The organism is Corynebacterium diphtheriae (assembly GCF_001457455.1).
GTDB classification, from domain to species: domain Bacteria; phylum Actinomycetota; class Actinomycetes; order Mycobacteriales; family Mycobacteriaceae; genus Corynebacterium; species Corynebacterium diphtheriae.
Map to the genome: position 1 here is coordinate 1847923 of NZ_LN831026.1, position 12740 is coordinate 1860662.

Below are 12740 nucleotides of genomic sequence, written 5' to 3' on the forward strand. Positions count from 1 at the left end.
CTTTAGGCTACTGGATCAACCACATACACACCGTCAACCAAGCGGGCGGAATCATTCAGCAGCACCGCTGCTTCTAGTTCCTTACCGCCATTGCCAAGGTTGCGATCCACCGGACGCTGGTACATGGTGGCTTTGCCCATCATCGCCTTGAGCAGATGACGCTGGCCGCTTTCCTCCTTGGCATGGGCTGCCTCCTGCCACTGCTGCGCACTACCGCGCTGCGCAACCAAAGCCTCCACAAACGCCTGTGGGTGCACGATCGCGATGATCGCCGACACGTGGCCAAAGCCCAGCGAGGTGACCAAACCAGCCTTGGCGGCAGTTCCTAGCTGCATAGCGCTGCGTAACCACACCAAGTGCTTGTGCTCACGCAACACCGGATCCACACAATCGAGTGCAAGGTTGCCAGGAATCACACCGCTGCGCAGCACCTGGGTAAGCCCGATCATCTGGAAGGCAGCAGCGCCACCCTTCGCATGGCCAGTCAGCGACTTCTGCGACACCACAAACATGGGATTGCCCGTGGTACGGCCCAATGCCTTGGCAAGACGCTCGTGCAGATCCGACTCGTTCGGATCATTCGCAGTGGTGGAGGTGTCGTGCTTAGACAACACCGAGATGTCATCCGCAGTCACACCCACCGCTGCCAGCTGATGAGCCAACCGGGAATCCTTGCCACCGCGTGCTGCACCCAACGCACCGAGACCAGGCGCTGGGATCGACATGTGTGCACCATCAGCGAAGGACTCCGCAAAGCCAATCACACCGTGAACCGGTAGACCCAAATCTGCGGCAAGCGAGCCACGTGCCAACAGCACGGTGCCGCCACCAGCAGCTTCTACGAACCCACCGCGACGGCGGTCATTCGCACGAGAGAAGAAGCGATGCTCAATGCCCTTAGCAGCCATTTCTGCAGAATCCGCCGTAGCCGCCATGTCACCGAAGCCAGTAATGCCCTCGATGGAAAGATCATCAAAACCACCGGCGACCACAAAGTCGGACTTGCCCAGCTTGATCTTGTCTACGCCCTCTTCCACCGACACCGCAGCAGTAGCACACGCGGCAACCGGGTGGATCATCTGGCCGTAGCCACCAACATAAGACTGCATCACGTGCGCAGCCATCACGTTGGGCAGCGCTTCCTGCAGGATGTCGTTTTGGCGTGGCTCGGCAAGCAGGCCGTCCACATAGAGCGAACGCATGGATTCCATGCCGCCAAGGCCAGTGCCTTGGGTGGAAGAAACACGAGCGGGGTGGATCGCCGCCAACAACTCAGCTGGGCTAAATCCGGAGCTTAAGAACGCATCCACCGTGCACACGAGGTTCCACAGTGCCACGCGATCCAAGTTGTCCACCATGTCGGCCGGGATTCCATAGACCGAAGGATCAAATCCTTCTGGAATCTGGCCGCCCACAAAACGGCTCATCGCCATACGACGCGGCACGCGTACCGCCGAGCCTGCCTTACGGGTAACAATCCACTCCCCAGTTTCTGGGTTGTGTGCCACCGTGGTCAGTTCTGGCTCGGACTCCAAGAACGTCTTGGCAGCGGCCTTATCGGTGACCACAAAGCTGATGTCTTGATCCAAATAGATCGTGGTCAGCTCTGGTGCGAGGTTATTTACCATGCCGAAGTCGTCGTGGTAGCGGCGCACGCCCACGCGGGCTAATACTTCGTCGTGGAAGCGATCAAAGATGTCTTCTTCTGCAATCGCTTGGTCATCAGCGTCGTACCAACCTGGGGTTGGGTCCTCATCCCAGTGAATAAGTCCCATGGTCCACGCCAACTCAAGCACACCAGCGGCATTCAGATCGCCGGTGGTTTCTGCCTCAAAGCGGGTGCGCGAGGAACCATAAGGCCCAAGCTCTGCAGCGCCGACGATCACGACCATGTCATCGAGTTTCTGCGACACCTGCCCCGCAAAATCTGGTGCAGGTGCTGCCAGCTGGTGAGGTAGCGACGGCAACGCCTTGAGCTTCGTGCCAGCCTCGGCATCATCACTTTCTGCGTGCGGCAGCGTGGCATTGCGTGCCAACTCCGCAAGATCAAGCTCAGCCGTGCCCAAACCACCGGTGTAATCCACCTGAACTGGGGCAACCGCGGCACGCTGACGAACCTCAGGCTCAACCTGCGCCACCAGCACCTTAGCGATCTCCTCCGTGGAGTAGGTGGTCACACCCGCAGCCTCAACCGCTGCCACGAGCGGATCGTTGCCGCCCATCAAACCGGTGCCACGCACCCAACCGATCAAGATATGGACCAGCGAGGTATCAAACTTCCACGCGTTTTCTGCACTCCAGCGGTTGACTAGCGCATCCAGTGCGGCCTTGGCCTCACCATAGGCACCGTCGCCACCGAAGCGGCCACGGTTAGGAGAACCTGGCAACACCACGTGCAGGCGCTCGCCCACATGGGTGTTCACACCAATCTTGGACAGCCCAGCGATGAGCTTTTCTACCGACCACAACAGCAAGCGCATCTGCATTTCCGTCTGGTGGCTGGTATCTGCCAGGGAACCGCTCACGCGCGGTGCCGCGAATGGGAACAGCACGGTAGGAACCAGAGCTGGTTTAATCAGCACACTGCTGCCGTTAACGGTGGCGGTTTGTTCCGTACCAATCCACTCGATCAACGCATCGAGATCAGCAAACGAGGACAGGTTCGCAGGAACGATCCACAACGCCGCGCTGCCACGAGCAGCCGAACGATACAGATCCTTATAAAACGCCAAACGAGAATGGCTCAGGCTGGAGGTAGTAACCACCACGGTGGCACCTTCTGCCAGCAGCTCGGCAGTCACTGAGGCCGCAATCGAACGAGGCGAAGCGCCCGTGACCACCGCAATGTCATCCGCGTAGCGCAATGGTGTGGTATCGCGTGCCTGACGTGCCAGCTCATCAAAGCCCCAGTACTCCGCCTGGGCGGCAACGGCCTCGCCAAGACCAGTCACATCAATCTCGGGGGTGTTACCTGACACCGCGGCGCGAGCAATATCTTCACGAGCGCTAGCCCAACGGTCGTCGAGAAGCACCGCCTTGGTGGCATCAAACGCTGGGGCAACCTGACGTGGCCAGTCCGAACCCAACTCCTGCGACACCAAATCAAACAGGGCCGCATCCGCGTCCGCATCGTCCAAGGAATCCATGCCAGCAGAAGCTGACAATCCCAAGGAGTTCAAAATCGTGCGCGCCGTAGTAGCCAACACACCCTGCTCGCCAGTAACGTGCTCCGCGAACTCGCCCAGTGCCGCCGAATCCACCACGGATCCACCCGCGCCACCGGCAGTTGGCAACGCCACCGAAATGCCACGCGCCTGAGCAACCGACTGCACCGCAGCATCGATCAACTGATCCAGCTCAGCGGTATTCGACGGCGACGCAGGGCTCAACGTTGCCAGGTCCCCGCCGCGTAACGACGCCCCCTCGCGCGCACCCAACACCACAGCAGCGGTCACGTGATCGCCCCAACCAGCACCAAGCTCCCACGCGTTAGCCACGCGCTCCGAAACATAATTAGGACGCTTACCCGTAGGGCCGGTGAGACGTCGCAACGCATCATTGATCGCATCGCCTAACACCGGACCAAACGCCTTGTAGCCCTTCGCCATCCGCGACACCGTGGAATTCAACTCCGTAAGCTCCGCGTCAGCAGCGCCATCAATAGCGCCCAAGTCGAACTCCACACCCAGATCCAACAACAACTGGTTACGGCGCGAAGATACACCCTCCACCAGCGTCTCAATCGAATCCGTCGCACCCATCTGATCAGGGCGAACCTTAGTCCACAACGCAATCAACATCTCAGTCGCATCCGCAGACGAGAAATCAATATCATCCGGACGCTGCGTCGGCGCAGCCGCCACCGGAGCCTCCGTAGGAGCCGCAGCCGTCGGAACAGACACCACCTCCGGCTCCGCAACTATCTCGACCTCAGGGGCCTCGCGCACCAACTCATCGGTAGCAAACACCACCGGACGATCGCGCTCAACATTCAACACCTCAAGGTGAGCGCCCGCATACTGCGGCAACGCCAACGTCTGACCCAACATGTTCGCAAGCGTTGGCGAGGAACCCACGCCGACCTCCACAAAGCGATCCACATCGCCGCGGATAATCAAATCCTGGGTTTCAATCCAGCGCACCGGCGACGCAAACTGCCACGCCAACAGCTCAACCAACAAGGTGCGCGCCAAGCGAACCTCATCGCGGATCTCCTCATCAAAGTTCTCCAACGCAGCATGCAAAATCGGAGCGTCCACAACATCAAGCATCGCCTGGATAAACTCGCGAGTCACCTCGAACGGGCGCGCCACCAAGTTCGGAATATAGCGGCCTACCAGCGTGCTCAAATCAATCTCTGCTGGGATCAACGAGTCCAAATGCTCACGGAACGCACCCACACCATCCAACAAATGCGTGGAGTGGAACGGCACGTCAATACCAGGGATCTGGATAAAGGCACGCTTGCCCGGCGCGCGGGTTTCCGCATCCGCAGCCAAGGCACGCAGGCCTTTCGACGTTCCCGCCACCGCATACTGTTTGCCGGCAATGTTGTAGTTGACGATCTCCAAGAACTCGCCACTTGCTTGGGAAACCTGGGCTACGTAGTCAAAGACTTCTGCCTCGCTGAGCCCCATCTTGTCGGGGCGAAGGGCTGCTAGACCGTAGTTGGAGTTGCCCTCGGCGTCGCGCTCCACAAGGCGGTGCATGGTCAATCCGCGCTGGTAGACGATCTCCACCACGTTTTCTAGCGAAAGCACCTCAGCATAGGCAGCCAAGGCGTTGTATTCGCCCACCGAGTGGCCAGCAAACAGTGCCTGTTGGTTAAGCGCCTTCGCTTCTTTCATCTCGGCGATCTGGGCAACGCCAAGGGTAGCCATTGCCACTTGGGTGAACTGGGTGAGGAACAGCACGCCCTTGGGGTGCTGGAACGTCTCCCCAGCAACGCGAACCTCTTCGGGGTTGTTCTTCACGATCTCCACAATGGAGAATCCCAGATTCTCGCGGGTGTGCTTATCGGCACGCTCCCACACCGCACGCGCTGCGGCAGAACGCGCAAATCCATCCATACCCATGCCTGGGTGTTGAATACCCTGACCTGGGAAACCATAGAACGTGGTCGGTGCGGCCATCACCGCGGTAGCAGTAAGAACCACGGTGCCGTCGACTGTTGCGGTCACCTCGCGGACCTCACCAGCGCCTGGGCGACTATCCACGCCACTGCGCTCGACAACAAACTCTACCTGCTGGCCAGGTAGTACCGGCGCCAACATGGTGGCGGTGTACTCGATTACCTTGCTGCCGTCTTGGCTAGCGGTCAGCTCCGCCATGGCAGACGTCCACATGCCGTGCACGATCACGCCATCGCTCATGCCTGCCAGTTGGGCGGCAACATCAGAGACGTGCAGTGGGTTGCGATCCCCCGACACCATCGCAAACGGCAACATCGACGCGGGTGCGGTAACCGTGGCACTCGCACGGAACGACCGTGGGGTATCCACCACCGTAGGCAGGGCGGATGTGTTTGTGCGTGCCACAGCAGAACCATGGCGGCCGCGAATAGCCATGCGCTCGCTCAGCTTTGCCACCAGCTGCGTGCCGACGAACATCTCCGCGCGCACGATCACAATACGACCAATGGTGGTGTCGCTAACATCTTCTGCACGAGCGGTCACATCAATATCCACCGGCTGCTCACTAGCACAGATCTGCGCAAACAGGTCATGGTCGACCACCGTGATGTGGTGCTCCAAGTGAACCAGCGACAACATGCCCTCGATCACCGAGTCATCCGTGCCAGGGATCTTCGCCTGAGTCACAGCCGCAAAGATCGCAGGCCACGCCTTGCCCACTAGGATGTCCGGTGCCGGACCAGAACCTGTCACCTGCTCATAGTCCGCAACATGACCACGGTCAATGCTGGTCGTCGAGGTCACCTTATCGCCTGCGACCTCACCAAGGTTGCCACCGGCAGCGATACGAGTCAGCTCACCCATCGCCTCCTCGGCATCCGCAGTGGTTACCGCTGGAACCTGACCAGGCTTAGCCGGTGCCGTAATACGAATCGGCAACACCGCGTGCGTACCTGGAGCAGTAGAGCCCTCCAGCACCACATTCAACAGTGCATGATCCTCATCCAGCTCCACCAACGTGGCACCACTGGGATGCGTAGCACGCTTCTGATCCTCGGAAACCTCCCACTGCTCAGGTGCACCAACGCGCTGAACAATATTGCGCTCATGGCGGCCAGCCCAGTACGTGCCGCTAGCAGCAAGCACGCGAGAAACCACACGCACTGTGTTCTCACAGACCTGCTCGCCGGTAAGACGTGCCACGGTGGCTGCGTCGAAACGCGCCAAAAGATCCGCAACCGGCTCATCCACACGATCAATACCTGCAACCGCAGCAATACCTGGGATGATAGCCACCTGATCAGCGCTATAACGCTCATCCTGCGACTGCCACAAGGAATCCGAGCGCCACCAGCGGCGAATATCCTTATCGATCACCGGCACAAAATTCACCGGCTTGCCAGGAGTACGCGCAAGCTCCAAGAACCATGCCGCATCCGCAGGGTGAACCAGCTGATCGATCAGCGGATAAGCCGTGGCCAACGCAGCAATCGCAGCGTATGGATCCTCATCCACACCCAGCTCCACGCTGGCGGCAAAACTACCGTGATCCTGCTGCGACAACCGCGCCTCCGCACGGTGCAGCATCTGCACGAAGCGGCCATGCCAGCTCACATCAGTCCACTCGCCCTGGTACGGCCCAGAAAGCTCAAGATAGCGCTCCAACCAAGCGCGATACGTCATCTGGTCGAGGTCGCCAAAAAATGGCTTCGCCGTCTTATCGATCGCCGCAATGATCTCCTCACGACGCTTCGCCACCGCATCCGCATCGCCAGCAACCTCATCCAACAACCGGCCAGCCTTGGCAAAGGAATTATCAATCTCGTGAATATCCGCACCCAGCTGCGAACGCCCCGAAGCCATACCATTAACAGCGCCACCAGCAGGAACCCAATCCTGAGAGCCCTTGGTATCCACCAGCATCTGCTTCACAGCAGCAGAAGTTTTCGCTTCCTTCGTAGCCATCGCCGCAGTACCCACCAAGATGCCGTCGACAGGCATAGCCGGCAGATCATACGCCAACGACCACTGACCCGTGAGATAATCCGCAGCACGCTCCGGAGTACCAATACCACCACCGACACACAACACCGTGTTATCCACAGCACGGATCTGCGCATACGTAGCAATCAGCAGCTCATCAAGCTCCTCCCACGAATGGTGGCCGCCCGCTTTACCGCCCTCAACCTGAATAATCACCGGAATCTCCGGGATCTCACGAGCAATAGCCAACACCTTGGTCACATGCTTGACCGCACCAGGCTTAAACGCCACCCACGGGAAACCAGAATCGCGCAGCTCACGCACCAGCTCCACAGCCTCATCGTGCTCTGGGATACCCGCAGTAATCACAATGCCATTAATCGGAGCACCATGGGCACGAGCCTTAGGCACAAGACGCTTACCGCCCACCTGCATCTTCCACAGGTACGGATCCAAGAACATGGAGTTAAACTGCGCATTCATGCCAGGCTCAAGCAGCTGCGTTAGTCGCTCAATGTTGCCCTCCAGAATCTCTGGGGTGACCTGGCCGCCACCAGCAAGCTCAGCCCAGTGGCCCGCATTGGCCGCCGCGGCCACGATCTCAGGATCTACCGTGGTAGGGGTCATACCCGCAAGCAGCATGGGGCTAAGACCAGTCAGCTGCGTGAACTTGGTGGACACCGCCACCTCACCGTTACGACGCACCAACCGTGGCGCAAATTTTTCAAAAGAAACCGGCAGTTCAGGGGCCACACCCGCATCAAACAACGCCGCCTGCCCCTCGTTGCCACACACTGCAAACGACGCCACCTGCTGCCCCACCACAGCCTGGTTAGTCAGCGACACCACGCCACCGTTCGGGCCGACGTCGAAAAGCCACTGCGCACCCGCCGACGTTGCCTGCGCAACCTCACGCGGCCAATCCACAGGAGTCACAATCACAGCCTGCGCCGCCTTACGCGCACGCTCAGTATCAATGCCACACGCAGCAGCCATCTCCACGACCACATCAACCGCAGGAGCCATCGCAGAATGATGGAAAGCAACCTCAACATCCAGCGGCTTAATCACAGGCTCAAACGCGCGACCACCACGCAGCTTATTCTCAACCTCGCGGGCACTCACCGCAGCCTGTGCTTGCAGAACCTCAATCACCTTCTGGTTATCAGCAGGCGTACCAACAAGCACAAACGTGGAACGCGCGTTGCGCAGACCGATCTCCGAGGCCACACCCGCCGTAGCGATCGCATCCTCGAGCTGTTGCTGGGTTACGCCCTCGATCGACACCATCGGACGCGCGTCGCCTGCCACCACCATGTGCGTGATCCGGCCTTGACGTGCAATCGCAGCACCAATGAGCTGGGAAATCGCAAGGATTTCGGCTGCGCGAGTGAGATCCGCATGGGCCATCACACCCAAAATTCCCTGCGAATGCCCAATGCTGGCCACAGCCTTGTCCAGGTCCAAGCCCTGCTTTTCCAGCTGGTCCAGCGTTGCCAGCTGTGCGACCACAATGCCCGGCACGCTTAACGACGCCGCCTGCGTATCCAACGCCAGCGACTCCGAGCGAGCCCACTCAATCGGCTTGAATCCCTGTGGCTGCCACGGAGCCAAGTACCCTGCGGCAGGCTTGAGGATCTCAGCGGCCTCGTCGATGATCGGGGCGAGAGTGCGTGCGGCGCCCTGCTCAACAGAGGTGCGCAACGTTTCCAGCCAGTCGAACCCTTGACCGGAAAATACCAAGGCGAAGGGTTGCTCTTCGAGGTTGTCGATCAACCTAGAGGCGCCCGCATGGCTGGTAAAGATGCTGTGTTCAGTCACCTGATTGTCTCTCCTGTAATTACGGACCATCGTGAAGAAGGTTCTGCCTTAAAAACTTTTGCCAGACTAATATGCCACAAAATATGAGGAAACTGTCATCTTTTTCAGGGCAGGTTGGGTTGGGATAGCCCGCCACACATCCTCTACCTCGACGGTAAAGTTTTGCCCACAAACCTTTCTAGCTGCGAAAAAGGTCCTCGATCATCGACCGCGCCTGATCGATAACATCGCCAGTACTTTCGTCAAAAAAATATTTTTGCGGCGTGTCATTTTCCACCATTTCACCCTCCGGCATGTCGCCAAACCAACGATCCGCCGGCAAAAACTCCTGACACCCGTCCTCCGGTACAACTTCCGCGCGCTGAACCAAACCACGTTCACTCAAATACTGATCCAGATGCCGAGAAATACTCATGCCAGCAATGGTAACGCCAAGAATTAGGTGTTGACGCGTCACCACGGGCAGTTTAGGGCAAACCTCCCCACGTGCCGCCTGTTTCCGCAGGTCGCAGAAAACCCAATAGCATACAGGCGAGAACTCGAATCCAAGAACACGAAAACCGCAGGACGACAATTTCGGGTGATTTTCGCGTCCTGCGGTTTTCGTGTTCATAAGTTCGAGGTCTTGGAGCAACAGGGAAAAACAAAAGCACCGCCTGATCAATTCAGACGGTGCTGTGTTACTGTGCGCCCGGAGAGACTTGAACTCTCACGTCCTAAGACACTGGAACCTAAATCCAGCGCGTCTGCCAATTCCGCCACGGGCGCGTTGATGGGACAAACAATATACGTTCTGGAATGCTTAGCGCAAATCCTCCCCCTCGTGGCTTTTCCGGCGGTTCGCGGTAGGGTTAGTGGTTGTGAGTACTAGCCCTGACCAACAATCTCGCCGTTTTAAGATCCGCTTGTGGCATGTTTTGTTCTTAGCGGTCTTGGTGGCCTGCACGTTCGGCTTGGCGTGGTGGCAGTGGACCCGGTTCCAGTCTGGCACTGGCACATTCCAGAATTTGGGCTATGCCATCCAGTGGCCGTTTTTCGGTGGCTTTTTCGTCTACGCGTACCGCAAGTTTGTAGAGTATGAGAACCAGCGTTTGTTGGGTGACGATGAGCTTTTCGGGCCGAAAGATAGCGAATCGCCTACGGAAATCGATGAGTCTTTCCTCCCTCAGCGTAGGGAACTCACTGTGGAGGAATTCAATCGTTTGAATCAGCCTGAACGCCGGAAACAATAGGAAACAATAAAGGAGTTTTCTTTTCTCATGACTACCCCAACCATTCACCCTGAGCGTAAGCGTCGTGTAGCCCAAGCTTTGCGGTACTTTTCGATCGCCGCATGGGCAACCGGTGTGATGCTCCTCGTGCTGGTTGTCCGCATGGTATGCCAGTACGGTTTCCAGATGGAAATCCCTGAGTGGGCGAAGTACATCGCCCAGGTTCATGGTTTGTTCTACATCGTTTACCTGATTACGTCGTTGAACTTGGGCACTAAGGCACGTTGGTCGCCAGTGAAGTGGCTAGTCACAGCGCTGGGTGGCGTGGTGCCGTTCTTGTCCTTCTTTGTGGAGCACTGGCGTCGTAAGGATGTCACTGAGACGTTCCAGCTGGATCGTGATTAAAAAATGTGCTGAGGAGATCAATTCCTCAGCACATTTTTTATGCGTTATATCCCGCGATGATGGGGACGAGTTGTTGAAGCGCTTTACCGCGGTGTGAGATGGCGTTCTTTTCCGCCGGGCTCATTTCTGCCGAGGTGCGCCCAGTGCCGGCTGCGTCTTCTTCGGCGGGTACGAACAGGGGGTCGTAGCCGAAGCCGTTGGCGCCGCGGAGTGCGGTGAGCATGCGACCTTCCCAGCGCCCCTCGACGATGTGTTCGTCGCCGTCGGGGGTCACGAGCGCACAGACGGACACAAACGCCGCGTGTCGACGCTCCTCTGGGACATGTTTCATCTGAGCAAGCACCAACTCGTTGTTGGTTGCGTCATTGCCATGTTGCCCAGACCAGCGAGCAGACAGCACCCCTGGCATTCCGTTGAGTTCTTCAACGGCGAACCCAGAGTCATCGGCAATCGTGATAAGCCCACTGTGGTGTGCACCCGCACGGGCCTTAATTAGGGCGTTGTCGGCGAAAGTGCGGCCGTCTTCCACGGGCTCGTCGTAGGCGTCGATTGCAGAAAGCGGCACTACCTCGACGTTGCTCAGACCTGCGTTTTCCAAGATGGTGCGTAGCTCACCGAGCTTCTTGGCATTGTTGGAGGCTACGAGTACTTTCACTGTTCTAGGGCTGCCTTCTGTGCGGCGAACAGTTCTTGGCAGCCCTTCTGCGCGAAGTCCAAGATGACGGCAAGCTCATCACGATCAAAGGTGTTGTGCTCACCGGTGCCCTGGATTTCCACAAAGCGATCGCCCTGCATGATCACGTTCATGTCCACATCCGCGCGGGAATCTTCCTCATAGGGCAAGTCGAGGCACACTTGGCCATCGATCACGCCGACAGACACCGCAGCTACTGGTGCTTTCAGAGGATTACCAGGGACTACGCCTTGTTCTTTGAGCACAGCGATGGCGTCGGCAAGGGCCACGTATGCGCCGGTGATCGAAGCGGTACGGGTGCCACCGTCGGCCTGCAAAACGTCGCAGTCGATGTTGATGGTGTTTTCACCAAGCTCGCCAAGGTCAACAGCGGCACGCAGAGAGCGTCCAATCAGACGAGAAATCTCATGGGTGCGGCCCTTCACCTTGCCGCGCATGGACTCGCGAGCATTGCGCTCAGCGGTTGCAGCAGGCAGCATGGCGTATTCGGCGGTGAGCCAACCTTCGCCGGAGTCACGCTTGAAGCGAGGAACACCGAGTTCAACGGAGGCGGTACACATCACGCGAGTGTTGCCGAATTCAACGAGAACGCTGCCGGCTGGGTTTGAGGTAAAACCGCGGGTGATTTTAACAGTACGCATCTGGTCGACGGCGCGGCCGTCTGCACGAGAAAAATCAGTCATACGGTTTACGCTACACTGTCAGCTCCAGACCGTGCTCGCCGACGAGAACCTCGCCGTCAAATTCGGCGCGTGCCGCAGCAAGCGCCTCATTGGTATCACTCCATGGTGGGATGTGCACCAGCACGAGTTTCTTCGCACCCGCCAACCGCGCGAGACGGCCAGCTTCTGCGCCACTCATGTGCATGTCTGGGGCCTTACCTTCGCTGGTGGCACCCCATGTAGCCTCGCACAAAAACAGGTCAGCGTCACGTGCACAATCAATCAGATTTTCCGCATAGGCGGCGTCACCGGAATAGGCGATGACTTTCCCCGTGCGGGTTTCTTTTAGGCGCAGCGCATAGGAATCAATCGGGTGAATCGTCGGCCATGGGGTGATGGTCACTGCACCAAAGATCTCTTCTTTGCCAGGCTCCCATGGGATGAACGCGAACGTATCCGACATGTCATCCACTTTGTCAATGGAATTACTGCTCAGACGACCCAACACCACTGGTGCATCCTTCGGGCCCCCGCAGAGGTTTCGACCCGGCGCGGGTTGGGTGGGGTGGAATCGCCGCCACACCATCAGTGCAGGGAAATCCATGCAGTGATCGGCGTGCATGTGGGAGAACACCACGTGGGCGTCGTTAGGATCTTGAATCCGTTGGAGTTCACCCATCACACCGTGGCCAAAGTCCATCGCAATGCTCGGGGAATTCTCGAACTGAATGAGGTAGCCGGAGGAAGGATTGTCTGGCGCACCTACGCTTCCAGAACTTCCGAGAATGGTCAGCTTCATGCTGCTAACATTGCCACGTTTTGATGTAAAAAG

The 12740-nt window shown here is 58.2% G+C and carries 7 protein-coding genes and 1 tRNA gene; 2 read left to right on the forward strand and 6 right to left on the reverse strand.

Annotated elements, in window-relative coordinates; translation table 11 throughout:
• Positions 1-2 precede the first annotated feature (2 nt).
• The 3 genes from AT687_RS08875 to AT687_RS08885 form a co-directional block, all read right to left on the reverse strand.
• Positions 3-8936, reverse strand: a complete 8934-nt coding sequence (locus AT687_RS08875) for a type I polyketide synthase (protein ID WP_014319268.1) — start codon at positions 8934-8936, stop codon at positions 3-5.
• A gap of 178 nt (positions 8937-9114) precedes the next feature.
• Complete coding sequence (locus AT687_RS13130; RefSeq protein ID WP_227889239.1) at positions 9115-9549, reverse strand: hypothetical protein; 435 nt, start codon at positions 9547-9549, stop codon at positions 9115-9117.
• 73 nt (positions 9550-9622) lie between these two features.
• Positions 9623-9704, reverse strand: a tRNA-Leu gene (locus AT687_RS08885).
• Between the two features lie 92 nt (positions 9705-9796).
• Between AT687_RS08885 and AT687_RS08890 the strand changes: the two genes are divergently transcribed.
• Positions 9797-10168: a hypothetical protein gene (locus tag AT687_RS08890; protein ID WP_003852602.1), complete on the forward strand. Its 372-nt coding sequence runs from the start codon at positions 9797-9799 to the stop codon at positions 10166-10168.
• 27 nt (positions 10169-10195) lie between these two features.
• Positions 10196-10552, forward strand: a complete 357-nt coding sequence (locus AT687_RS08895; protein ID WP_003852603.1) for a DUF3817 domain-containing protein — start codon at positions 10196-10198, stop codon at positions 10550-10552.
• Between the two features lie 37 nt (positions 10553-10589).
• Here the strand turns inward: AT687_RS08895 and rdgB are convergent, their stop codons facing one another.
• Genes rdgB through AT687_RS08910 form a run of 3 tightly spaced genes read right to left on the reverse strand, consistent with a single transcriptional unit; the run spans position 10590 to position 12707 of the window.
• Positions 10590-11207, reverse strand: coding sequence for an RdgB/HAM1 family non-canonical purine NTP pyrophosphatase (gene rdgB / locus AT687_RS08900; RefSeq protein WP_014319270.1), 618 nt, complete (start codon positions 11205-11207; stop codon positions 10590-10592).
• Entirely contained in the window at positions 11204-11929 is a 726-nt protein-coding gene (gene rph, locus AT687_RS08905) for a ribonuclease PH (protein WP_014307207.1), read from the reverse strand. Before rph ends, rdgB begins: the two co-directional genes overlap by 4 nt.
• 10 nt (positions 11930-11939) lie before the next feature.
• A complete protein-coding gene (locus tag AT687_RS08910) occupies positions 11940-12707 on the reverse strand; it encodes an MBL fold metallo-hydrolase (RefSeq protein WP_014317018.1) in 768 nt (255 codons plus the stop codon).
• Between the last annotated feature and the right edge of the window lie 33 nt (positions 12708-12740).

Bases quoted from the DNA above. Each gene is read 5' to 3' on its own strand.
- AT687_RS13130 (WP_227889239.1), bottom strand. From the start codon at position 9,549: ATGAACACGAAAACCGCAGGACGCGAAAATCACCCGAAATTGTCGTCC.
- AT687_RS08895 (WP_003852603.1), top strand. From the start codon at position 10,196: ATGACTACCCCAACCATTCACCCTGAGCGTAAGCGTCGTGTAGCCCAA.
- rph (WP_014307207.1), bottom strand. From the start codon at position 11,929: ATGACTGATTTTTCTCGTGCAGACGGCCGCGCCGTCGACCAGATGCGT.
- AT687_RS08910 (WP_014317018.1), bottom strand. From the start codon at position 12,707: ATGAAGCTGACCATTCTCGGAAGTTCTGGAAGCGTAGGTGCGCCAGAC.